Origin of the sequence: Kaistella sp. (genome assembly GCF_041824135.1) — a bacterium.
Taxonomy (GTDB): Bacteria; Bacteroidota; Bacteroidia; order Flavobacteriales; family Weeksellaceae; genus Kaistella.
On the sequence record NZ_JBGZYM010000101.1, the window covers coordinates 1 to 24638 of the forward strand.

General features: G+C 36.3%; 25 protein-coding genes and 1 tRNA gene. 15 read left to right on the forward strand and 11 right to left on the reverse strand.

Annotated features, from left to right (window positions below; genetic code table 11):
• Positions 1-275: 50S ribosomal protein L19 (gene rplS, locus ACEYOS_RS12835; RefSeq protein WP_373797589.1), on the reverse strand; the 275-nt coding region annotated here is incomplete at its 3' end.
• Between the two features lie 463 nt (positions 276-738).
• Here rplS and ACEYOS_RS12840 point away from each other — a divergent pair.
• The 8 genes from ACEYOS_RS12840 (at position 739) to ACEYOS_RS12875 (ending at position 10854) form a co-directional block, all read left to right on the forward strand.
• Entirely contained in the window at positions 739-2229 is a 1491-nt protein-coding gene (locus ACEYOS_RS12840) for a sodium:solute symporter (protein WP_373708133.1), read from the forward strand.
• Positions 2226-3731, forward strand: a complete 1506-nt coding sequence (locus tag ACEYOS_RS12845) for a class I adenylate-forming enzyme family protein (RefSeq protein ID WP_373708134.1) — start codon at positions 2226-2228, stop codon at positions 3729-3731. The genes ACEYOS_RS12840 and ACEYOS_RS12845 overlap by 4 nt, the downstream gene beginning before the upstream one ends.
• A 168-nt stretch (positions 3732-3899) precedes the next feature.
• Entirely contained in the window at positions 3900-4769 is an 870-nt protein-coding gene (locus ACEYOS_RS12850; RefSeq protein WP_373708135.1) for an alpha/beta fold hydrolase, read from the forward strand.
• A complete protein-coding gene (locus ACEYOS_RS12855) occupies positions 4769-6187 on the forward strand; it encodes a hypothetical protein (protein ID WP_373708136.1) in 1419 nt (472 codons plus the stop codon). The genes ACEYOS_RS12850 and ACEYOS_RS12855 overlap by 1 nt, the downstream gene beginning before the upstream one ends.
• A 150-nt stretch (positions 6188-6337) precedes the next feature.
• Positions 6338-8584 carry a TonB-dependent receptor plug domain-containing protein gene (locus ACEYOS_RS12860; RefSeq protein WP_373708137.1) on the forward strand — a complete coding sequence of 749 codons (2247 nt, stop codon included), beginning with the start codon at positions 6338-6340 and terminating at the stop codon, positions 8582-8584.
• Between the two features lie 11 nt (positions 8585-8595).
• Positions 8596-9369: an alpha/beta fold hydrolase gene (locus tag ACEYOS_RS12865; protein WP_373708138.1), complete on the forward strand. Its 774-nt coding sequence runs from the start codon at positions 8596-8598 to the stop codon at positions 9367-9369.
• Position 9370: 1 nt separating this feature from the next.
• Positions 9371-10141 carry a 3-hydroxybutyrate dehydrogenase gene (locus ACEYOS_RS12870; protein WP_373708139.1) on the forward strand — a complete coding sequence of 257 codons (771 nt, stop codon included), beginning with the start codon at positions 9371-9373 and terminating at the stop codon, positions 10139-10141.
• An 11-nt stretch (positions 10142-10152) separates the two neighbouring features.
• Positions 10153-10854: a CoA transferase subunit A gene (locus ACEYOS_RS12875; RefSeq protein WP_373708140.1), complete on the forward strand. Its 702-nt coding sequence runs from the start codon at positions 10153-10155 to the stop codon at positions 10852-10854.
• On the opposite strand, the gene ACEYOS_RS12880 is transcribed toward ACEYOS_RS12875, so the two are convergent.
• From ACEYOS_RS12880 to ACEYOS_RS12905, 6 genes are all read right to left on the reverse strand, one after another.
• Entirely contained in the window at positions 10838-11071 is a 234-nt protein-coding gene (locus tag ACEYOS_RS12880) for a type II toxin-antitoxin system RelE/ParE family toxin (protein WP_373708222.1), read from the reverse strand. The genes ACEYOS_RS12875 and ACEYOS_RS12880 overlap by 17 nt on opposite strands.
• A 161-nt stretch (positions 11072-11232) precedes the next feature.
• Positions 11233-11484, reverse strand: coding sequence for a type II toxin-antitoxin system ParD family antitoxin (locus ACEYOS_RS12885; RefSeq protein ID WP_373708141.1), 252 nt, complete (start codon positions 11482-11484; stop codon positions 11233-11235).
• Positions 11485-11700: 216 nt separating this feature from the next.
• The gene (locus ACEYOS_RS12890; protein ID WP_373708142.1) at positions 11701-12009 is read right to left on the reverse strand and encodes a type II toxin-antitoxin system RelE/ParE family toxin; all 309 of its coding nucleotides are present in this window, start codon (positions 12007-12009) and stop codon (positions 11701-11703) included.
• 3 nt (positions 12010-12012) lie between these two features.
• A complete protein-coding gene (locus ACEYOS_RS12895; RefSeq protein ID WP_373708143.1) occupies positions 12013-12246 on the reverse strand; it encodes a hypothetical protein in 234 nt (77 codons plus the stop codon).
• Positions 12247-12342: 96 nt separating this feature from the next.
• Positions 12343-12792 (reverse strand): hypothetical protein, encoded by a 450-nt coding sequence (locus ACEYOS_RS12900; protein WP_373708144.1) that lies wholly within the window; start codon positions 12790-12792, stop codon positions 12343-12345.
• Between the two features lie 57 nt (positions 12793-12849).
• Positions 12850-14637, reverse strand: a complete 1788-nt coding sequence (locus tag ACEYOS_RS12905; RefSeq protein ID WP_373708145.1) for an ABC transporter ATP-binding protein — start codon at positions 14635-14637, stop codon at positions 12850-12852.
• A 125-nt stretch (positions 14638-14762) separates the two neighbouring features.
• Here ACEYOS_RS12905 and ACEYOS_RS12910 point away from each other — a divergent pair, with 125 nt between their 5' ends.
• On the forward strand, positions 14763-15416 hold the full coding sequence (locus ACEYOS_RS12910; protein WP_373708146.1) for a CoA transferase subunit B: 654 nt from the start codon (positions 14763-14765) through the stop codon (positions 15414-15416).
• Between the two features lie 576 nt (positions 15417-15992).
• On the opposite strand, the gene ACEYOS_RS12915 is transcribed toward ACEYOS_RS12910, so the two are convergent.
• The gene (locus ACEYOS_RS12915) at positions 15993-16736 is read right to left on the reverse strand and encodes a dienelactone hydrolase family protein (RefSeq protein WP_373708147.1); all 744 of its coding nucleotides are present in this window, start codon (positions 16734-16736) and stop codon (positions 15993-15995) included.
• A 973-nt stretch (positions 16737-17709) separates the two neighbouring features.
• On the opposite strand from ACEYOS_RS12915, the gene ACEYOS_RS12920 reads away from it, so the two are divergent.
• Positions 17710-18072, forward strand: a complete 363-nt coding sequence (locus ACEYOS_RS12920) for a cupin domain-containing protein (protein ID WP_373708148.1) — start codon at positions 17710-17712, stop codon at positions 18070-18072.
• Between the two features lie 141 nt (positions 18073-18213).
• Here the strand turns inward: ACEYOS_RS12920 and ACEYOS_RS12925 are convergent, their stop codons facing one another.
• The 3 genes from ACEYOS_RS12925 to ACEYOS_RS12935 form a co-directional block, all read right to left on the reverse strand.
• A complete protein-coding gene (locus ACEYOS_RS12925) occupies positions 18214-18825 on the reverse strand; it encodes an HAD family hydrolase (protein WP_373708149.1) in 612 nt (203 codons plus the stop codon).
• A gap of 11 nt (positions 18826-18836) precedes the next feature.
• On the reverse strand, positions 18837-20150 hold the full coding sequence (locus ACEYOS_RS12930; protein WP_373708150.1) for a Na+/H+ antiporter NhaC family protein: 1314 nt from the start codon (positions 20148-20150) through the stop codon (positions 18837-18839).
• Positions 20151-20231: 81 nt separating this feature from the next.
• Positions 20232-20666, reverse strand: coding sequence for a type I restriction enzyme HsdR N-terminal domain-containing protein (locus ACEYOS_RS12935; RefSeq protein WP_373708151.1), 435 nt, complete (start codon positions 20664-20666; stop codon positions 20232-20234).
• 2 nt (positions 20667-20668) lie between these two features.
• Between ACEYOS_RS12935 and holA the strand changes: the two genes are divergently transcribed.
• From holA to ACEYOS_RS12960, 5 genes are all read left to right on the forward strand, one after another.
• Positions 20669-21703 carry a DNA polymerase III subunit delta gene (gene holA / locus ACEYOS_RS12940; protein ID WP_373708152.1) on the forward strand — a complete coding sequence of 345 codons (1035 nt, stop codon included), beginning with the start codon at positions 20669-20671 and terminating at the stop codon, positions 21701-21703.
• 148 nt (positions 21704-21851) lie between these two features.
• Positions 21852-22613: an alpha/beta hydrolase family protein gene (locus ACEYOS_RS12945; protein WP_373708153.1), complete on the forward strand. Its 762-nt coding sequence runs from the start codon at positions 21852-21854 to the stop codon at positions 22611-22613.
• 102 nt (positions 22614-22715) lie between these two features.
• A complete protein-coding gene (gene trxB, locus ACEYOS_RS12950) occupies positions 22716-23657 on the forward strand; it encodes a thioredoxin-disulfide reductase (RefSeq protein WP_373708154.1) in 942 nt (313 codons plus the stop codon).
• Positions 23658-23810: 153 nt separating this feature from the next.
• Positions 23811-24152, forward strand: coding sequence for a fluoride efflux transporter CrcB (gene crcB / locus ACEYOS_RS12955; protein ID WP_373708223.1), 342 nt, complete (start codon positions 23811-23813; stop codon positions 24150-24152).
• Between the two features lie 108 nt (positions 24153-24260).
• Positions 24261-24345, forward strand: a tRNA-Ser gene (locus ACEYOS_RS12960).
• The last annotated feature ends 293 nt before the right edge of the window (positions 24346-24638 follow it).

Consider the following 24638-nt stretch of genomic DNA (forward strand, 5'->3'; position numbering starts at 1 on the left):
ACTTTACCTCTTCTGTCGATTTCAATTTTTTGCAAAGCTGGCATGTTCATTGGGAAAACTCTCTGAACTCCAACATCACCACTCATTTTTCTGATGGTAAAAGTTTTTGTTCCTCCTGTTCCTCTAATTTGTAGAACTACACCTTTAAAGAACTGGGTTCTGGTTTTAGCACCCTCTCTAATTTCGTAATAAACAGTGATCGTGTCACCTGCTTTGAATTTAGGAAATTCTTTTTTTGCAATGTACTTGTCTTGTACGTACTGTAATAAATCCATTTTATTGTAATAAAATTTGTTTTGTCAAGCTAAGCAACGTTCACGTCCTTCGTCAGAGGTTGGTTAACAGGTTGCAAAAATACTATATTTTTTCATTCTGACAAACATTTCATTTGCAATATTTTAAAAGAATTTAGATTGGAATTAATTGTCAGTATTCACAATGCATTCTTTGCGCCCGTTGCTAAGTGAAACGCCCTTGCGCTCGCAATTATTTGCATTACTTTCATTTAAACCTTTGCGTCCCGATGCCTATCGGGATTGCGTTTAAAAACAATTTCTTTTAAACTTAAAATTTTGGTGAATTATCAGTGTACTTAAGTCATACAAGTACTGATATATTTTAAACAAAGGATTTTAATAACATATCTCATTATTTCTATTTAAGTCATATCTTCGTTTTCAAAACTAAAACCTGAAACTGATATTTTAATTCCGTTTTTTGCTCTTCTAAAGTTAAACTATGAATTCTGAAAACCAATGGCCCTTATACATCAGCATCGTTTTGGTGGTTTATATGTGCGTTATTTTATTCTTCGTGATTCGCGGAGCGAGCAAAGCGAAAAGCATCAGCGATTACGCCGTTGGAAATATAGGCTTTCCTTCCTGGATCGTCGGACTTTCCCTGGCAGCCTCAATGACAAGTGCTGCGACTTTTGTAATTAATCCTGGCTTTATCGCACTCTATGGTTTTGGCGGAATTCTTTCCATGGCGATCATTTTACCACTTGCAGCGTTCGCATCGTTAATTTTCTTTACCAAAGGCTTCGCAAAATATGGCAAGTTGATCAAGGCAAAGACCATGGCAGAATGGATAGGGAATCGTTTCAATAATAAAGCCTATAAGTTTTTCTTCGCCGTTGTGGCGATGTTGCTCATCACTTTCATCGTTTTAATTAATGTTGGTTTAACGCAGGTTATTTCCAAATCAATTGAGGTAGAACCATTTTATGTCTTGCTCGCAATCACCATTTTCGTATTCGGCTATATGATGTTTGGTGGGGCGAATTCTATGGTTTATACGAATACGATTCAAGCGTTGATTATGGTTGTGGTTGCTTTAATGATGATCTTTTCCGGCGTTGATTTATTTGAAGGTGGATTCAGTGGTTTTGTTGGAAAACTGAATGCGATCGATCCGAATTTGACCACAACATTTAATACCACAAGTCCGCTTTATCGGGATTTCTTTGAAGTCGTCATCTGCCAGGCAATTGTCGGCGTTGCGATCGTTTGCCAACCACATATCATGACTAAATCTTTGATGTTAAAAAATCCTGAAAAAGTAAACTCTTATTTATTTTTCGCGATTTCTGCCATGATCATATTTTTCATCATTGTGGTTGCTGGACTCTATGCAAGAATCATGTTTCCTGATTTAATGAACGATGGAAGCAAAATGAGAATGGATGAAATTATTCCCAATTATGTGGTTAAAAGATTTTCGGCCGCGGCTGGAATTATCGTGATCGTTGGATTGATTTCTGCAGGATTATCAACTTTAGAAGGATTAATTCAATCCTTATCGATCACCGTAACTTCAGATATTTTAGAGCCTTTATTTGGTGACAAGGTTTCCAATAATGGATTGGCAATTAATAAAGTGGTCATTGTATTTCTTGCCATCGTCAGTTTTTATCTTTCCTGGAATCAAATTAAATCACCCAATTTAAGCGTCGGGATCTTTGGTCAAATGGGTGTTTATGGTTATTTTGCGGCAGCATTTGTTCCCGTACTATTCGGAACTTTTGTAAAAAATGTCAAGTCATCTACCGTATTTATTGCTTCAATTATAGCGATCTTGGTTCACTTCGGAATTTTCTATTTAAAGTTGACTCCTTACATGAAAGGTCCTGTTGGAAATCCTGGAGCTTCTGCCGCGATTGCGATTGTTTCATCGGTTGTTGTCGCAGTGATTTTACATACCTTTAATAAAAATAAAGTGATTGCATGAGTGTTTTAGATTGGATTGCGAAATGGGCAGATTATTCGCCACAAAAAATTGCCGTTGCTGATCTAGAAAGCGGCGAGGAGTTTACCTACCGCGAACTTCATTTGAGAGCCAATGAAATGGTGCATCTTTTAAAAGAAGACTATAAAGAAGGTGACCGAATTGCCGTCTTGATGGAACATTCGATTAATTTGATCGCACTTTTTTCAGCTTGTCAGAGATTGGGTTTAATTTTAGTTCCTTTAAATTATAAACTATCCGCGCCGGAAATTTTAAATCAATTAAAAGATTGCGAACCGTCGTTGGTCATTTATAGTGAGTTTTTTTCCTCCCCGATATCTTTAATCAAAGATTCTTTCGAAACCATTACGCTGGCAGATTTTAATCATCAGGTTTCGAAATTTGCAGGAAAGGATTTGGCTTTATTGAACGGAATTAATGAAGAACTGCCCGTGTTCCTTTTTTACACTTCTGGTACGACAGCCGAGCCGAAAGGTGTGATGTACACCAATAAAATGTTGTTCTGGAACAGTTTGAATACAACAATGCAACTCGGGATTTCTGATGACGATATTACGTTGTCGATTTTACCGCCGTATCATACTTCTGGCTGGAATATTTTTGTGACTCCTTTGCTTCATAATGGCGGCAAGATTTTAATTCTGAGCAAATTCAATGCTGATAAAATTCTGCATCATTTACAGCTTCAAAAGGTGACTTTGATGATGGCGCTTCCAACCATTTTGCAAATGATCTCGAAGTGCGAAGGTTTTTTAACTGCTGATCTTTCTGATCTGCGATTTATTATTTCGGGAGGTGAAGCCATCAGTAAAAATATAATTGAACTCTGGAAAAAAGAAAAGAAAGTAGATATTCGTCCTGGTTATGGTTTAACGGAAGCGGGGCCGAGCATTACTTCACTTCATCAGGATTTCACCTTAACCAAACAGAATTCAATTGGCAAGCCTAACTTTTATGTGGAATTGGATATAGTCGATGACAAAGGGAATTCTTTAAAAAACAATCAGCCAGGTGAATTAAGAATTAGAGGGAATATCATCACGCCCGGTTATTGGAACAATTCTGTCGCGACCAAAGCAAAAATTAAAAATTCCTGGTTTCATACAGGAGATTTGGCGTACAAAGACGAAGATGGTTTCTATTACTTAAAAGGTAGAATCGACGATATGTACATTTCCGGTGGTGAAAATATTTTCCCACAAGAAATCGAAAATGTACTCAATCAACATCAATTAATTTTACGGTCGTTAGTTATTCCGATGAAAGATGATGTTTGGGGAAAAAAGGGCGTGGCTTTTTTGGAAACAAAACAAGAAGTTTCGGAGGAAATTATTCGGGAATTTCTAAAAGATAAGCTGGCCAGATTCAAACATCCAAAAGAATTTGTTTTCTTGAAAGATTTTCCCGTAACTGGTTTTGGTAAAGTTTCCCGTAAAGATCTAAAGAGAATGTATCAAAATCAAAAACAAAAAAGTAATTCTTAATTGGTAATCGTCCTTTTATATTTATAAAAATAAATTCTATTAAAGGTCGGCGATTCCATCAAAAAATAATTAAACATAGATGTCGATATGAAAAATATTGTTCTCCTTTTACTCAGCCTGTTTTTTTTGCAATGTTCTGTTCAAAACACAAAGACTAATACCAACTCGATGAAAGACCTACTTTTACCTTATCATTTTTCCACCAATTATCTTCAGTTAAAAGAGGGTGAAATTGCTTATCAAAAAGAAGGAAAAGGCAAACAGGTTCTGGTTTTTGTTCACGGTCTCAGCAGCAATTCCGATGCTTGGTATAGGAATATTGAAGAGCTTAAAAAGGATTTCATCTGTATCGCAATCGATTTGCCAGGTTATGGTAGATCGTATAAAAATGCGGATGAGTTTACCGCAACTTATTTTGCTGACATTTTAAAAGAATTTACTGAGAAACTGAAAATTAATAAATTTACTTTAGTTGGTCATTCTATGGGCGGACAAGCTTCGATTAAATTTGCTTCAAAGTATCCCGAAAAATTAGACAAACTGATTTTAATTGCACCAGCAGGAGTTGAAGAATTTAACGAGTTTGAAGGCAATGCTATGAAAATGGTGATGAACCCTAAAACGATCATGGCAACTTCCGAAGAACAAATCGACCGTAATTATTTGCTGAACTTTTATAAAATGCCGAAAGAAGCAGACCAAATGATTCAGGACCGAAAGAATATTGTAAAAGCTTCAGATTTTGAAGCGCATGCAATCGCCATTCAAAAAAGTGTAACCGGAATGTTGGATGATAAAGTTAAAGATGATTTAGCTAAAATTATAACATCCACTTTAATTCTTTTTGCTAAAAATGATATGCTGATTCCGAACAAATATTTACATCCAACATTGACGATTGATGCTTTATCAAAAACGGCTCAAGAGTCTTTTAAAAACAGTAAATTGGTCATGATTGATGAAGCGGGCCATTTTCTTCAATTTGAAAAACCTGCGGAAGTCAACAAAGAGATTAAAGAATTTATGCTAGATAAATAATGAAACCGAAATTAAAAGTTTTTGAAGATTTCAGCAAAGCGCTTTTGCCACATGAAGCGAAATATCTGCAAAGTTTAGGTAATTTTCAGGAAGAAGATAAACGGGAGATTTTTCAAAATTTAATTCATAATTCTCTGGAACCGGAAGATGAGAAGTCTTTCAATACAGACTTCGATAAAAGGAAATACCATCACATAAAAACCTGGGCTGAGAAGAAACTAAGCCTGCGTGACGTTGATCAAGTGGCTGAATGGCTGCTTGATTTTAATAAGAAATTAGCACTTGATCTAATCACTTCAGCCGAAGAAAAAGTGCTGATCGACTACGTCAAAAATTACAAAGGCATCACCTTCAATTTTCAAATTTTATATCAAACCATTCGGGATTATCGGTCTTATTTGCTGATCAGAATGCGCTATGATGATCATATTATCATCTCTGATTTTCTTGAAAAATACGGTAAATCCTACGATCGAGCTAAGGAAATAGAGGAGAAGCTTTATCAGGCAACCATCGAAATTACCGACCAGTTTACCCGCACTTCCGAAACTTCTGTTCATTGGGAAAAGTGGCTGAAAAAAGTATTCGAAACTGAAACCATCAATGGAAATAATCGCTACAAAGCTTTTATTCTTTTGGCTTTTATGTACAACACGACTGGGAATCTCAAGCAGTTACAGGAGATTTTTGACCAGATTGATGATTTTTTTAGCCAAGGAAATTTGTATTGCCGAAGACTTTTGTACAACTATTATTCAAGTCGGGTTTTGCTTCATTCCAAACAAAGAAAGTATGAAGAAGCTATTTATTTTGGCAAACTTTCTTTAAGACAAACCAATGAAGATACTTTGATGTATGTCAATAATTTAGTTTCCATTTATTTGCGTCTCAGTCAGCATAAAGACGCTTTAGATTTATTAGAATCCTATCATTCTGTTTATGAAAAAACGCAAAACAGCCTTCAACGAATTATTTATATTTCATACTATTTACGGGCTTTAAGTGAGCTTAATTTAAATAAAAAAGCAGAGAATATCGGCATCTATTTCCTTCAAAAATATGAATCGGAAATCCTAAAATTAAGATGGCATCATTTCTTCACTTCTTATCTGAATGTGTTGTATAAAAATGAAAATTACACCACCATTTTGCAGCTGGATAAAAAGTTTAATCTTCCTGAATTGGAGCGTTTACGCAAAAAATCAGAAAACTTTGTACCTAATCTGCTTTGGGTCATTACGACCGCTTCCTTTTTAGAAAATAAAATTTCGAAAGAGAAATATTTCAATATGTTGACTGAAAGTTTAACCAAGGTCAAGGTCACTGAAAGCAATCAATATCTCATTCAGGAAAACGCAGATCTATTGTCTAAAAATCTTCCGGAACTTAAAACTTTTTTTAAGTCATACCTTAACTAGAATTCCATTTGATAAACGTTTAATGATGGTGATCTTTATTAAATGCTTCCTTTATTAACCAAGTCATACCTTAAAATTTTTAATTCTGTTAATTTTCGTTAATGAACTTCGCTTATCATTGTACAGATAATTAAAAAAATTAATAGGATTATGAAAAAATCAGTCATTTTAGCATCTTTCTTGAGCGTCGTTTTTACGAGTGCACAAGTAGCTGATACCGTAAGAGTAAGAGATATAGACGAGGTAACTGTTTCTGCCAGTAAGAAATTACAGAAATTGGTAGATGTTCCTGCAACCGTAAATATCATCACCGCGAAAGATATTGCACAGTTCACCAGTTTCAATGTCGGTGAATTGGCTGCGAGACAGAAAGGAGTTGATTTTGTAAGAGCTGGTGTTTTAGGAACCGGAATCAATATTCGTGGTTTTAACTCGGCTTTTAACTCTAAAAACTTACAGGTGACTGATGATCGTATTTCCACTTTAATTGCAACCGGACTTCCTTTCGGAACATTCAGTACCGTGATTAAAGAAGATATCGATAGAGTAGAAATCCTGTTAGGACCAAACGGAACACTTTACGGTCCGAATGCTCATAATGGTTTGGTGAATACTTTAAGTAAAAATCCTTTCCGTTCTCAAGGAACGACCATCGCATTAGGGATCGGAAATCAAAATGTATTTACGTCCAGACTTCGCCATGCTCAGGCAATCGGTGAAAAGTTCGCGTTTAAATTAGCTGCTGAACATACGCAGGGAACTGAATTTGATTACACAGATTCTGTCTACGTAAACAATAAAGCGTACAAAGAACTTGATTTAGACAGAGATTTCAACAGTACGAAATTCAATACGCAATTAAATTATAAAGTAGGTTCGTTATCAGAATTGGTGGCGTACTACGGACACAGTAACAACAACAATATTGGAGTGACCAGTGCGGGTCGTAATGCAATTAAAGACTGGAATATTGACGAATTACAATTGAAATTTATTCACCCAAGATTTTTCTTAAATTCTTACTATCAGTGGAGTAATACCGAAGATACGTATGCGATGAACCAAAGAACGCAGAATTATGTGTCGTTCATTAATGCAGGTTTTTCTGATGCTGTTGCAAGAGAAAGATCTTATGACGAACAGTGGTTTGGTGCAACTCCGACGGCAGGTTTAGCCTTGAAAAGAGGCTCGAGATTCAAGGATGATTCCAAAAGATTCGTAGCCGAAGGTCAGTACAATAATACCTGGGGCGCGTTTACTTTAATTGGTGGTGCACAGTTCCAGCGTGATATGGCTTTCACTAAAAATACTTACATGCTTGATTTTGATGGACCGATCAACGTAAACCAAGTTGGTGTTTATGGACAGGCAGAATACAAAATGAATGGCTGGGGATTCTTGGCGGCGTTGAGAGTTGATAACCACGATTATTATGGAACCAACCTTTTACCAAAAGCAGCGATTACCAAAAAATTAGGCGACGGAACTTTCCGTTTAACGTATGGTAAAGGAATGGCAGTGCCTTCATTATTAAATTTAGAAGGATATTTATTTGGAGGTCTGATTCTCGGAAATGGGGTTGGATTTACTTTGTCTGACGGAACGCAAATCAAACCTTTGGAAGTTGAAACCATCAATTCATTTGAAATGGGTTACAAAGGAGATATCGCCAAGAAATTCTACATGGATGTAAATGCTTACTATAATTTATCTGAGAACTTCATCAGTCCATTAACGCAATTAGCAACGAACGGAAGAACGGTTACTAAGAGAGGAGATCAGGCGATTTCTTCGATTGCCGGAGCAAATCCAGGCTTCGTTTTAACATATTCCAACTTCGGAAAAGTGGATACGTATGGTGTAGATTTAGGTTTCAGCTATTATGTTACAGATGCTTTAAAAGCGGTGGTTAACTATTCATATTTCGGACGTAAATTGGATAAAGACGATTTAAATAACGACGGAAATAAAGATGGTAAAGTACTCGATACCGATTTGCCGATCAACACGCCGACCAACAAAATGTCCATTGGATTAAACTATTCTACGCCGACTTTCTTTGGAGCAGTTTACGGAAGATATGTGCAGAAATATGACTTCTTCTCTGGAGTTTCTACCTCTGCAAAAACGCAGGATCTGGACGGTAACGGAACCATAGATATTACAGAAAACGCTTATTATGCAGCGGGAAGAACTTGGAATTACGGACAGTTGGGAGGTTTCACCGTAGATATGAACGCAGGCTATAACTTCAGCAACGGAATGACTTTAGGAGCAAATGTAACCAACTTATTCAATGTTGATATCAGAGAATTTGCAGGTTCACCTTTCATTAAAAGATTGGTTTCACTAGAGTTTAAATACAACTTCGATTTCTTCAAAAATAAAAATAACTAATTTTTTCATCAATGGCTTTAACAACCATTAATGGGATTGATGTAGACTATGCAGATGTAGGAAAAGGAGATGTCGTGGTACTTCTGCATGGTTTAGGATCAACAAAAAAAGACTGGGATCTTCAGATCCCGGTTTTATCCCAGAAGTTGAGAGTGATCGCACCTGATTTTCGGGCCCACGGAAATTCTGAACGGGTTCCAAAAAAACAAGGGGTAGAAGTAATGACCGAAGATATTTTTCAGTTGTTGAAATTTTTAAATATTAAAAAAGCAAGTTTTGTAGGTTTTTCAATGGGTGGCGCAGTTTGCTTTAATATGGCTTATTCGCATCCCGAAATGGTCGATAAATTAGTCATTGTCAATTCTGGGCCAGACTTTAATAATGCGAAAGATTCAGGCGTAGATCTGCTCGCTGCACGAACCAAAATTATTAAAGACCAAGGGTTTGAAGCGCTGGCCGAAACTATTTCCAACGGAATGTTTCCCGAAGAAAGTCAACAGCAATGGCGAAAAGAATTCTACCAAAGAATTATCGATAATGATGAAGATGCTTATCTTTATACGTTCGGTTCTTTAATGGAATGGGGTTTAGATGATAAAGTTTCAGAAATTAAACATCCGACTTTAGTGATCGCGTCCGACATGGATTATACTTCGGTGGATTACAAAAAAGGGTACGCCAACAAAATGGAAAATGCTAAATTAGTAGTCATCGAAAATTCCCGTCATGGAATTGTTTTAGATCAGGCAGAAAAATTGAATCAAGAATTGCTAAAATTTTTATAAAATGAGTCGTAATGTTTTAATAACAGGAAGCACCAGCGGAATCGGTTTAGGAATCGCCGAGGCTTTTGCGAAGAATGGTGACAACATTGTTTTTAATGGATTGGAAGAAGACGGCGCAGAAATCGCAAAATCGATGGGCGAGAAGTATGGCGTAAAAACGGTTTTCAAAAACTCTAATCTCATGACTCCGGAAGGCGTTCAGGAATTGGTAGATTTCGCTTATGCAGAAATGGGTTCGGTTGATGTTCTCGTGAATAATGCCGGAATACAGTATGTTTCTCCGATTGAAGATTTCCCGATTGAAAAATACCAGCAAATTATTGCTTTGAATATGAACTCGGTTTTCTATGCTTCAAAAGCAGTTTTCAAAAAAATGAAAGATCAAAAATTTGGACGCATTATTAATGTTTCTTCCGTTCACGGAATCCGTGCTTCTGAGTTTAAGTCGGCTTATATTACCGCAAAACATGGAGTAGTGGGTTTGACGAAAGTTTTGGCTTTGGAAGGCGCACCTTTTAATGTGACTTGTAATGCAATTTGTCCGGGTTATGTGAAAACGCCACTCGTTGAAGGACAGATAAAAGATCAGGCAAAAGCGCACCATATGACCGAAGATGAAGTCGTAGAAAAAGTGATGCTGCAAAAACAAGCGGTAAAAAGTTTCGTTCCGATTGAGAAATTAGGAGAAATTGCCGTATTTTTAGCTGCAGAAAATGCAACCACGGTTTCTGGCTCAATGTTTACGTTAGACGGAGGGTGGAGTGCACAATAAAAGTGAAGATTATGATTGATAAAAGAGTAAAAAATGCCAAAGAAGCGATCGCTGGAATCAGCGATGGAATGACATTGATAGTAGGTGGATTCGGCCTTTGTGGAATTCCCGAAAATTCGATTAATGCTTTGGTAGAAAGTAATGTCACCGATTTAACCTGTATTTCTAATAACGCTGGGGTTGATGATTTCGGGTTAGGATTATTGTTACAGAAAAAACAGATCAAAAAAATGATCGCGTCTTATGTTGGAGAAAATGCAGAATTCGAAAGACAAATGCTTTCTGGTGAACTCGATGTAGAATTAACACCACAAGGCACTTTGGCCGAAAAATGTCGCGCGGCCCAACATGGAATACCAGCTTTCTACACGCCGGCAGGTTACGGAACAGAAGTCGCTGAAGGAAAAGAAACCAAAGATTTCGATGGCAAAATGCATATTTTAGAACATGCTTTCAAAGCAGATTATTCCATTGTAAAAGCGTGGAAAGGAGATCACGCTGGAAATTTAATATTCAAAGGAACTGCCCGAAACTTTAATGCGCCGATGGCGGGAAGTGGAAAAATCACCATCGCAGAAGTAGAAGAATTGGTTGCGCCAGGAGAATTGGATCCGAACGAAATTCATATTCCCGGAATTATGGTTCAACGTATTTTCCAGGGCGAGAAGTTTGAGAAGAGAATTGAACAGAGAACAGTTAGAAAAAGAAGTTAAAGTCTTCCAATGAAGATTTTAAATGATGATTGAAACGAAACATTTCCCGAAAGGGAAATGTTTTTTTTGTGGAATAAAAAGTTAATTTTTTTAAAGGTGAATCAGTATCCATTTTCTGATGAAGGATTGTTATAATCTCAACTTCTTCTTTCTCCGCATTTATTTTGTAGAATAAAAAATGTGATTTTATTCGTGATCGGAAATAGTCTTTTCTGATCTTGCTATAATCTTTTCCCGCCTAAGGGTTGATGGCGATATATTCAATTTCGTTAATCGGTAGATTAAAATATCGGTCGGCCTGCTCACTTGACCAGGTTTCAAAAGTATAAAGTCAAATTTTTTCTAAATCTTTTGCAGTCTCTTTACTTACTTTAAATTTTATGATTCAGGAATCTGTTTCTCATGGATGTTATTCAAAAAATTTTCTCGATCAAATTTTTCAATAAATCCGGAATTTTCTCCTTTTTGAAATTCTTTAATCAATTCGGATTTTTTGATTTCTTCATATTCAAAAAGTCTCAAAGCTGCTCTTACTACTTCACTCGTTGAAGAATATTTCCCGGTTTTAATTTGTTGGCTGATAAAAGTATCGAAGTAATCGCCCAACAAAATGGATGTATTTTTTGCCATTACTTTTTAATTTGTACTCAAATATACCGATTTTTGCTATGATGAAAATTTCAATTATATTATAAGCAACGAGAAGTTTGAGAAAAGAATTGAACGGAAAACAATTCAAAAAGGGTTTAGAATTTTAAGAATATAAATAATGATAAGAGTATTTCTCGGCAGAGAAATGTTTTTTTTACAAAATAATTCGAAAATAATTTTTGTTTTAAGTTAAATTTAACGCTTTCCATCAACCATTTTATCAGGATTCTGTCTTGTATCAAAAACATCGCTGATGATGATTTGAGCACCTTCCACTTTATAGATAATCTTGTAATTACCACTCACAATATATCTGAAATCTTTTTTTAATTTTTGAAGATGAATTTCTTTTTGACCTGAAGTTGGATGATTGATGAGTTGTTTTGTAGCGTTTAAAATTTGTACCCGGATCTTATGTGCAACTTTCTTACTGGCTTTGATAGTGTAAAAATCAAAAATAACTTTTAGATTTTCTATGGCGAAATGGGTCCAAATTATTTCCATAGCTTACCATTTAGCAGAAATTTCTTCTAAATCATTTTGAGTTTTAAACTTTCCATTTTTGAAATCTTTTTCCGACTTTTGAATTCTATTAATTAATTCTTCTTCTGTAAATTTCTTAAATTCTGAATTTTTCCCGCTTTTACTGAGAATTAAATTTTCTATTTTCTCGAGAAAATTTTCATCTTGTATTTGAGCGAGGTAGGAAATTAAATTTAATTTTCGAGTTTGTAAATCCATAATTGAATTGATTTATTTCAAATGTACAAATTCTTTCTAAATACAAAATCGACACTTAGAAAAAAGAATTAAGGACAGAATAGTAAGGAAAGTAATTTAAAATTTTCTTAATTTTTCATTCCTGAACAACATAACTCCCACAACGACCATCGTAATAAAACTTGAAAACCAAAGATAAAATCCAGCTCCAAGTTTTGTGATGGCTGTCGTCTTACCACTTTCACCGTCCATTACCGAATCCAACGTTGTAAAGTAAATGGCAAGCAGTAAAGATAAAGTAACTGGTATAACTGCAAATTTCTCCTTATTCAGGACCAGAAAAGCACCAAAAATATAAAGTGGATTTGCCAACCAGATAAGCGTTAGAAACAATCCTCCTCCCAAAACGGCCATCCATCCTGAAAGGAGTATGAAAAACGAACTTGAATAAATATCTGCCTTGGGATTGGCAACATAAAAAGGTGTAAAAAACATGGATAGAATATAGAGTGCGATACTCAAGACGGTCAACCAAACCTGAGGACTTTTTATTTCTTTTTTAAACATGATGGATTAATTTGCAATCATGTAAATCAAATCATTAAAATTTAATTATCCAAATTCTTACGATTTTCGTTCCCCGATCTGCTGACGCCACATGGCGTAATATAAACCTTTGTCTTCCAGTAAATCATGGTGAGAACCCATTTCAATTACCTTTCCACGTTCTAAAACGTAGATCCGGTCTGCATGCATAATGGTGCTTAATCGGTGGGCGATCAATATCGTGATCTGTGCTTTCTCGGCTGAAATTTCTCTGATCGTCGTGGTGATCGCTTCTTCCGTAATGCTGTCCAGTGCCGAGGTTGCTTCATCAAAAATAAGCAAATGTGGTTTTCTCAATAATGCTCTGGCAATGGCAATTCTCTGTTTTTCACCGCCGCTTAATTTAAATCCACCCTCACCAATAACGGTATCTAAACCTTCTTCAGCTCTTTCTATTAAAGCTGTAGCGCTGGATTTTCTCAACGCCATACTTAAATCCTGATCAGTTGCGTTCGGATTGACGAAGAGCAGATTTTCTTTGATCGTGCCGGCAAAAAGTTGCGTATCCTGCGTCACGAAGCCGATCTGGTTTCTCAGTTCATCAATATCGAATTCATTTCCATTGATATTATTGTAATAAATAGAACCTTCATTCGGCCGGTACAATCCGACCAGTAATTTTACCAACGTACTTTTTCCCGCGCCACTCGGTCCCACAAAAGCAATCGTTTCCCCATTTTTTACTTCAAAGGAAATATTGTTCAACGCTTTATAGCTCGCAGACTGATGTTTGAAATCAACTTTCGTGAATTTTAAGCTGTTGATCGCACCAATTTTCTTTGGGTTAACCGGTTTTTCTTCCGTCTTCTTCTTCATCAAAGTATCGAAGTTAAATAAGGAAGCTTCGGCTTCACGATAAGAGATGATGATATTTCCGATTTCCTGCATCGGACCGAAAATAAAGAATCCATAAAACATTAAGGATAAATACTGTCCGGGCGTGACGATGTTTTTAAAAATCAGAAACAGCAAAGTCAACGTGATCATTTGTTGTAGAAAATTCACTAAAGTACCTTGAATAAAACTTAACGAACGAATGCTTTTCACCTTCCTCAATTCCAGACCTAGAATTTTGTAGGTATTGCTGTTGAGTCTTTTCACTTCTTGTTGCGTCAGACCCAAACTTTTTACAATTTCAATATTGCGCAAACTTTCAGTGGTGCTTCCCGCCAAACTGGTGGTCTGAGCAACGATATTTTTTTGAATTTTCTTAATTCTTTTACTTAATAAATTGGTGATAAAAGCAATGAAAAATATTCCCACCACATAAACCGGCATGATCGCCCAATGGAGCTGAATAGCATACACAGAAACGAAAATAATACTGACTAAAATCCCAAAGAAGATATTGATAAAGTTATTGATGAATTTTACCGAATCTTCTCTAACTTTTGTCAGGATCGATAGGGTTTCGCCACTTCTTTGATCTTCAAATTCCTGAAAAGGCAAAGCCATTGAATGTTGCAATCCATCTGTGAAAATATTAGCTCCAAATTTTTGGGTAATGACGCTTGAGGTGTAATCCTGAAAAGCCTTTGCAATCCTGCTGACCATCGCGACACCGATTAACAATCCAATGAAATAAAAGGCGCCGTGGTACATGGAGGTTCCGTATAAATATTCCTCCAGGCTTCGGCTTAAAAGCTTTTCTTTGTCGAAAAAGTTAGGATTGGTCACCAATTGATCCAGGATCTTTCCGGTGATGGCAGGACCAAACAAAGAGAAAACCTGATTGATGGTGGCCAAAGCTAAAGACAAAATCAGCAGCCATTTATGCGGTTTTAAATATCGTAGAAGTGTTTTCATTTTTAAAAATAGTAGGGTGCAAAATTAGAGATATTAATTGGTTTGTTTAGGTCATACTATAGATTGTCTCAATACCATTTGTATAGGAATTGAAAAAGCAATAAATTGCAGTTCAAGTTTACATTATGCTTACAAAAGAACAAATCGCGCAGCGCATCTCCAAAGAAGTAAAAGATGGCTATTATGTTAACCTCGGAATTGGGATTCCGACCTTGGTTGCTAACTTTGTCTCTCCAGATCTTTCTGTGGAATTTCAAAGTGAAAACGGAGTTTTAGGAATGGGACCTTTTCCATTTGAAGGGGAAGAAGATCCAGACTTAATTAATGCGGGAAAGCAAACTATTACTACACTTCCGGGTGCTTCATTTTTTGATTCAGCGTTCAGTTTCGGAATGATCCGTAGTAAGAAAGTAGATCTGACTATTTTGGGTGCAATGGAAGTTTCCGAAAAAGGCGATATCGCCAACTGGAAAATTCCCGGTAAAATGGTGAAAGGAATGGGTGGCGCAATGGATTTGGTTGCTTCTGCTGAAAATATTATCGTGGCGATGATGCACGTTAACAAAAAAGGCGAATCGAAAATTCTGAAAGATTGTACACTTCCTTTAACAGGAGTAGGTTGTGTTAAAAAAGTCGTCACTGAAATGGCAGTTTTAGAAGTCACCCCAAACGGTTTTAAACTTTTGGAAAGAGCGCCTGGTGTTTCCGTGGAAGATATTAAGAAATCTACCGAAGCCGATTTGATCATCGAAGGTGAAATTCCTGAAATGCAGTTTTAGAATTAAATCATTTATGATACTAAAGAAATCCTTTTCAGTTTTGAAAAGGATTTCTTTCATTTTCTCCCGCAGATTTTGAAGATTAAGCAGATTTAAAACTGGAGCGAATTCAATCAGCGTTATCAGCTAAATCTGCTTGATAATTTTCTTATGTATATTCTTTCTAAGTCAGAATAACAAATACACGTATCTAAATATTTGTCATGCTGAGCTTTTCGAAGCATTTTAAACTTTAAACTGCGTTTACAAGGTTCATCCATTACGGCCGATGGTTATTTCGTTTCAGGACAAAAGAAGATGACAAAAGAAGTTATCTCTATTCGTGGGATTCTTCCTTCGTCAGAATGACAAGTGCAGATATTTAAATATGTGTCATGCTGAGCTTGTCGAAGCATTTTAAACTTTAAACTGCGTTTCCAAGGCTCGTCCACCACGGCCGATGGTTATTTCGTTTCAGGACAAAAGAAGATGACAAAAGAAGTTATTTCTATTAGTGGGATTCTTCCTTCGTCAGAATGACAATCGCTCCTATTTAATATTTGTCTTGCTAAGCTTTTTGAAGTATCATTAAAAATATTACTTCAAAATCTCTTTCAAAAACATCAACGTATGATTCCAGGCTCTCATTGCCATCACAGGATTATAATCTTTCGATTCTGGGTTCGTGAAGGTATGTTTCGAATTGGAATAGGTAATGATTTGCCAGTCAGCTTTACCATCATTCATTTCGTTCACCAATTGCATATAATCCTCAGGTTTCACACTTTCATCATCCGCTGGATGTTCCACTAAAATTTTTGTAGAAAGTGGCTCGTTCATTCTTGCTGCATCTTTTGCTAAACCGCCATGAATAGAAACCACACCAACAACCGGCATATTTCCTCTTGCTGCTTCCAAGGCTCCACTTCCGCCGAAGCAATAACCGATTACCGCAATTTTCTCTGGATTGGCACCGCTCTTTTTTAATTCTTCTAAAGCCAAAGAAATTCTTTTTTGATAAGCTTCGTAATTTTGTTTGTAATATCCAGCAGTTTTACCAGCTGAAGCATTATCGGTCGGAATATTTCCTTCGCCGTAGATGTCAGCGATGAAGGCGATATATCCTTGTTTCTCCAATTCAGCCGCAGCCATTTTTGCTTCATCGTCAATTCCTTTCCAGGCAGGTAAAATTAAAACTCCGGGAAGTTTTTTTCCTGCATTGGAAGTTACCAATCCATTGAGTTTTTGAGTGCCGTCTTTGTAGGCGACTTTCTTAAGGTTCTGACTAAAGATCGTTCCTGAAACCATAATTGTTGCTGTTAATACTAGGGTTTTGATCATATTTTCTAATTTTTTTGATTGATAAATTTACATATAAATACAACGGTCTCAACTGAAAAGAAAATAGAATTTATCAATCTTGATTTCTGCCATTTTTATGAACGTGTTTTGTGGAAAAAGATATTGTAATTTATGTAAATTAAAATGCTGATTAAACCAAATCAATGCCTATTTTAATCGAATCTCTGACCAATTGTAATTCCGACGGAATGTCATTATTATAAAAAGTAGATTATACCGTATTAAACGCCGAAGGCGTGATATTTTGAACTGACTAATAAGGATTACAACTAAAATATAATTTCACTCTTACAGAGTTTAATAAATACTCTGATATTTCTTTATAATCATTTTACTCCTTCGGAGTTATTGGTATTGTTTAGCGTCAAAATGAAAAATGGCTAACACCTTATTTCGTATCCTATGCATCAAATTATAAGAAGGATAAGATTTGGGTTTCCCGAGGATAATTCTACTCTTACAGAGTTTAATAAATATTCTGATATTTCTTTATAATCATTTTACTCCTTCGAAGTTATTGGTATTGTTTAACGTCAAAATGAAAAATGGCTAACACCTTATTGCGTACCCAATGCATCAAATTTGAAAAAGGATAAAATTTGAATTTCCCGAGGATAATTCCACTCTTATCGAGTTTAATTAATAATCCGATATTTCTTTATCATCATTTTACACCTCGGAGTAAGTGGCTTTTTAAGTCAAAATAAAAAATACCTAATACCGTATTCACTACCGAATGCGTGACATCTTAAAACGGTTAATAAAATTTGGATTCCTAAAAAAACATTTAACTCTTTCAGAGTTTTAATTAATATTCTCATATTTCTTTTATGATCATTTCAATCTTTCGGAACTATACTTTTTCTCAAGGAGTCCGAAATTTTTTATTTTTCTAAAAGGAGACTTTCAACATTATTTTAATTTGTAATTTTAAGCCTCTTAAATAAAAATCATGTCAAAATATAAAATTCAAAAATCACCGTTTATTGTTCCTACCACTGATGGAAAATTAATAGAAGAAATTTGGGGAAATTCCACCGGAAATTCTGGAATATCCATCGCACATATGGTAGCACCGCCGAACTGGAGCGAACCTTTTCAAACACCAGAATTCGATGAATTCACGTACATCATTAAAGGAAAAAAGCAATTCGAGATTGATGGAGAAGTAGTTGTTTTAGAAACTGGACAAAGTATTATGATTGAGAAAGGAGCAAGAGTTCGATACAGCAATCCGTTTGAAGATCCTTGCGATTATTTAGCAATTTGTCTTCCGGCCTTTTCTATGGATTTAGTCAACAGAGAAGAGGATTAAACACAAAGTCACAAAGAAAACTTTAGAAAAATATTAACAGAAGTTCACAAAATTGAAAACCTATAGATTTTCAAGCTTTTGTGAACTTTTAGAAAGAGAAATCTTCAACTTTTCAAAAATAAAACCTTTGTGACTTTGTAGTTAAAATTGAACCCCTATTTCTCTCAATTCTTTTTCCAAATTGGTGTTCTCTTCAATGTGAACACAGATAAATCCTAAGCTTTTTGCAACCTCAATATTCTTGGCGTTATCATCGATGAACACCGATTCTTCGGCTTTGATTTGATAGCGATTTAATAACAGGTTCCAAATTGTTGGATCGGGTTTGATCAGTTTCTCAGTTCCTGAAACCACAATTTTCTCCTTAAATATTGTAAAGAAATCATAGTTTTCTAAGGCGTACGGAAAAGTTTCTGCCGACCAGTTGGTCAAACCAAAAAGCTCATACTTCGAATGTTCCAGTTTGCGTAAAACTTCAACGTTATGCGGAATGTCAGATTTCAACATTGTTATCCAGTTGTCATAATACGCCCGAATTTCTTTTTCCCATTCCGGATGTTTGGCCACCTGAATTTCTGTTCCTTCCGCTAAAGTTCTGCCACGATCCTGCTCTCCATTCCATTCATCGGTGACGATATTTTTCAGGAAATACTCCATCTTATCATCATCGTTAAAATGATCTTTAAAAAAATAACGCGGATCCCAATCCATCACCACGCCGCCGAAATCGAAAATAATATTTTTAATATTCATTTAATATTTATTTAAATTGTTGACTTATTGAGAGTGAATTCCTTAGTCGTTCTAAATATAATTGAACCTAAAGTAATCACTAAAAGGAGATGAAGATAAAATGAATTCAGCACCAGATCGGTATAACTCATTTTGAAATTGCTCAGAGAAATAAGAAGTAGAATTTGTGCACCGTAAGGAATAATTCCCTGGACATAGCACGCAAATATATCGAGCACAGACGCACTCTCCTGAGGTTTTAGTTCATAGTTGTCGGTAATCTCTTTGGAGACTTTCCCTGAGATTAAAATCGCAATGGTATTATTGGCGACGCAGAAATTAGTAACACTTACCAAACCTCCAATTCCTAGTAAAGCAGTTTTTTTGGAGCTGATAATTTTACTGATGTTTCTTAGAAAAAAATTAATTCCGCCCGCTTTTTCAACCAATGCTGCCAAACCTCCCGTCAGAAGAGAGAGTAGGAATATTTCGGTCATACTGGTAAAACCTTCGTAGGTGTTTTTTGCAAAATCCATGAGTCCAAAAGTTCCGAAACCCATTCCTAAAATTCCCGCGAAAAGCAATCCTGAAAAGAGAACAACGAAAACATTAAGACCAACAATCGAAAGAGCGATAACCAGTAAATAGGGGAGAATGAGTACGAAATTAAAATCCTTTTGTTCCATAACCACCGCCGTCGTTTCTTGGTTAAATCCGATAGCAACTAAAATAATGATGGCAATAATCGCCGCTGGCAAAGCCAGTTTAAAATTAGCTCTGAATTTATCTTTCATGTCACAACCCATACTTTGAGTTGCGGCAATGGTGGTATCAGAAATTACGGACAGGTTATCTCCAAATATTGCTCCCGAAAGCAAAGCTGCACCAATCAAACCAAGAGGAGAGCCACTTTTTTCAGCAAGATCAATTACAATTGGGCCCAGAGTGACGATCGAACCCACCGACGTCCCTGAAGCAAAAGATAGAAAAGACGCGATCACAAATATGCCCACTGGAAAATATTCTGGCGAAATATAATTTAAACCTAAATTGACAATGGTATCTACACTGCCGGTTGCTTTTGAAACGGTTGCAAAAGCTCCGGCTAAAAGATAAATGATGCACATGGTTAATATTTTACCATCGCCGCAACCTTTTAAAAAAGTATCAATCTTCTCATTCACTTTGCCTTTCAACAAAACAAAGGCGGAAACAATTCCGATCAAGGCGGCGATAGGCGAGGGCAAAGCGTAGAAATCATTATTGTAAATACCTGCTCCCAAAAAAACAATTACAAAGAGGAGTAAAGGTAAAATGGAGAGCACGGAGCCGGTCGTTTTTGTCATGGTGCAAAACTAAGGTTCAAAATGTCAAAATGCAATAATCTTACAATTAAAAGTTAATGTAGTGTTGCAAAGAGATCGGCCTTAAAATTCGCCCTTGTAAAATTCATATTTCCCGTCGATTAATTTCGCATAAATATGCTGCAATCCATTACTCAGAATAATTTCTTCTGCCTGTAAAATCGAATTATATCTTGCCGCTTGTTCAAAGGTTTTCTCAGTGAGTTTAATTTCAGGCGCTTTGCATTCGACCAAAACTTTAGCTACCGTTTTTTCGGTGACCATCAAATCAATTCTCTTCGTTGTTCCGTTCAAAACCAACTTTTTTTCTAAAATTAAAGACGATAGATTCCGACCTTTAATGTAATGGAAATAATGCACCCAATGTTGTCGCACCCATTCTTCGGGCGTGAGCATTAACCACGACTTTCGAACCAAATCATAAATAAAAAACTTATCTTTGTCTCTCTTGATTTGAAAGTCAAAATCCTCCTTAAAATTCAGTTTCGCCAGTTCCATTTATGAAAGAATTAGATTTAATCCTCAAAAATATTAAAAATAAAGAGCTTTTACCTATTTATTTTTTCCATGGTGAAGAACCTTTTTTTATGGATGTGGCTTTGAAGTCATTTGAAAACGATGTTTTAGAGGAAGATGAAAAGGCGTTTAATCAAACCGTGGTTTACGGAAAAGATACTACCTTTTCAGAAGTGCTTTCTTTAGCGCGGCAATTTCCAATGATGGGCGACAAACAGGTCATCATCGTAAAAGAAGCCCACGATATTGTGCTTACAGAAGCTGAAAGCAAGGCGTTATTGACCTACGCTGAAAATCCGGTCGAATCTACCATTCTGGTTATCGCTTACAAGTATAAAAAAGCAGATGCACGAAAAGCATTTTTAAAAACGCTGACCAAGAAAAAAATGGTCTTTCTGAGTGAGAAAATCAAAGATTACAATATTGCAAAATGGATTGATACCGAACTTAGAACATTAGGGTTAAAGGCAAAACCCAATATCCCAAATTTACTGGCAGAATATTTGGGAGCCGATCTATCCCGAATTTCAAATGAGTTGTTGAAGCTCAAAATGATTTTAAAAGAAGGAGAAATTCTGGACGAAAAAATCATAGAAACCAATATCGGAATCAGCAAAGATTTCAACGTTTTTGAATTGATTAAAGCCCTCGGAAAAAAAGATGAAATCAACGCTTTCAAAATCTCTCATTATATGGGAAAATCAAAAACCCACACTTTTGTGATGACGACCGGAAACTTGTACAACTTCTTTTCTAACCTCATCATTTTTCATACGATGAAAGCAGAATCTCCACAAAATCAGGCAGCAACCATGGGAATCAATCCTTATTTTTTAAAGGACTTTGGTGAAGCAGCGAGATGGTATAATCTTAAAAGTTGTACGCGGGTGATTTCTATTTTACGCGAAATCGATCTCAAAAGCAAAGGCTTGGGCGCCATTAACATGACGGATAGTGATTTGCTGACGGAAATGGTTTACAAGATTTTGCATATCGATCAGTACAAGGTAAAATTATAATACAGTTTTTTTTGGGTCCCGTCTTAAAGACGACATCTTCCACTCCCACTTTTTTACTCCACTGCGTTTCATAAAAAGAGCTTCATTCAAGCCGGGTCGCAACGTGGATTTACATTAACCCATATTTATAAAATTAAAAAATTGCTCTATGAAGAAACTCGTATTTTTTTCTTTGTTTCTATTTTTGTTTTCGTGTAAAACGAACCGTAATTCGACCATCGAAGATGTTTCCCAGCCTAATAAAAGTGTTGATTATTTTGACGCGTCCAGAGACCGAAAAATTCCGGTTGCTTTTTATTACAACGAAAGTTTAGCATTTAAAAAAATGCCTGTCGTTATATTCAGTCATGGCTACGGCAGAAATAATCCCGACAGTAACTTGGACTACAACTATTTGCTCTCCAATTTAGCTGAGAAAGGATATTTCGTCGCCAGTATTCAACATGAACTTCCAACTGATGATCTAGTTCCTTTAGAAGGTAAACCGCAAGTGGTGCGACGTCCAAACTGGGATCGCGGTGCCGAGAACATACTGTTTGTTCTGAATCAATTAAAGAGAGATTTCACCAGGCTCAATTATCAAAAAGTCACTATCGCTGGACATTCCAATGGCGGCGACATGAGTGTTTTGTTTGTGGAGCAACATTCAGATCTGGTTTGGAAACTGATCACTTTAGACCAAAGGAGATATCCTTTCCCTCATCTCTCAAAACCGAAAATGTATTCGTTGCGTTCCAGTGATCAACCAGCCGACGATGGTGTTTTGCCAACTTTAGAAGAACAGAAAAAGTTAGGAATTACGATCATTAAACTTCCGAATACCATTCATAATGACATGGATAAAAGCGGTACGATAGACCAGAAAAAAGAAATTCTAACCTACTTTGTGAAATTTCTAAACGAAAACTAAAACGGTGCAATTGACAAAATTCATCACCAAAAGCTTCGTTACCCCAAAATAAATCACGATTTTTGACAACTTAAAAATCAATTTTAAATCTAATAATAAATAATGGAAGACAATATTTTAGACTGTGTGATTGTAGGTTCAGGACCAGCCGGTTTTACAGCAGCAATTTATGCAGCCAGAGCCGACTTAAAACCAGAATTATTTACCGGTTTAGAGCCAGGTGGACAATTAACCACAACCACAGAAGTTGACAATTTCCCCGGCTATCCCAACGGAATTACAGGTCCTGAAATGATGATGGATCTGCAAAAGCAAGCCGAAAGATTCGAAACCAAAGTTCACTATGAAATGATCACCAAAGCCGAATTTTCTCAGGAAGTTGGCGGCGTTCATAAATTGTGGGCGGGAAATAGAGAGATCTTGGCGAAGACCGTTATTATTTCCACCGGAGCTACAGCAAAATATTTGGGCTTAGACGATGAGAAGAAGTACATGGGTGGTGGAGTTTCTGCTTGTGCAACATGTGACGGATTTTTCTACAAAGGAAAAGATGTGATCGTGGTCGGAGCCGGAGATACTGCCGCCGAGGAAGCAACTTATTTGGCGAAGTTGGTGAATAAAGTAACGATCTTGGTGCGTAAAGATTATATGCGTGCTTCCAAAGCGATGATTCATCGTGTGAACAACACCGCAAATATCGAAGTGAAATTCAATCATGAATTAACTGGAATTGAAGGTGAAAATAATTTAGTGGAAAGAGGTGTCGTGATTAATAATCTAACTCAGGAAACTTCAAAGATCGATGTTCACGGAATTTTTATTGCCATTGGTCACAAACCTAATACAGAAGTATTTAAAGGTCAGATCGATTTAGATGAAAACGGATATATCAATACTATTCCTGGATCTTCGAAAACAAATTTACCCGGAGTTTTTGCCGTAGGTGATGTTCAGGACAGCCACTACCGACAGGCGATCACTGCAGCCGGAAGTGGATGTATGGGCGCCATGGATGCTGAGAAATATTTAGGAGAACTGGTATAGTTATAAAAGAGCCAGGTAAAAAGAGCCAGGTAAAAAGTAAAAGAAAACCAGATGTAATAGTCCAGACTTTTATTTTATAACTTAAGCTGACACCCAGCACCAAACATCTAACACCGAACAAACCACCCCATCAGAAATCTCTTCTACATATTCATAGGAGGCGGATTAGGAAGTGTATTGCGCTTCCTGATCTCCAACTATACCCAGAAGTTATGGAATGTAAATTCCTTTCCGATGGGCACTTTTGTGGTGAATATCATAGGCTGTTTCCTGATCGGCGTGCTTACTTCTTATTTCCTTAAAGTGGATAATTATCTGAAGTTTTTGTTGATCACCGGATTTTGTGGTGGCTTTACTACTTTCTCTACGTTTTCAGCCGAGAACTTCTCTTTGTATGAAAATGACAACTATCCGATCTTGTTATTTTACATATTATTGAGTGTGATGGTAGGTTTAGGCGCGGTTTACCTCGGTTTACAGGTGGCTAAAAATTAATTTTCACTTTGATAATGAACAGATTAAAATTTTTTTCGAAAATAATTTGGTCACTATCGAAAAGGTCTTTATATTTGCACCACTGAAAAAGAGAAATCAATTTTAGTTGGAGAACTGGCAGAGTGGTCGATTGCGGCAGTCTTGAAAACTGTTGACTGTAACAGGTCCTGGGGTTCGAATCCCTAGTTCTCCGCCCAAAATTCCTAAACTTAATTGTTTAGGAATTTTTTTTTGCTTTTAGGAATTGTTCTCCCGCCGACAATATGAAAAGTTCAACCTGTTATTTTCCGTTTGATGAAGTGTAGAGTTATTCCCGATGTATTCTCCATTGAAGCTGATCAATTTCTGCAATTAATTTGGAAAGATTTCAAATGCCGCTCTTTGTCAATTTTAGCCTTGGACTGACTACTTCCTAAATTTCTACAACGCAAGCTTCTGACTGATTTATTTTCAATTGTTTTCCAGATAATTATAGGTTTCGACCGG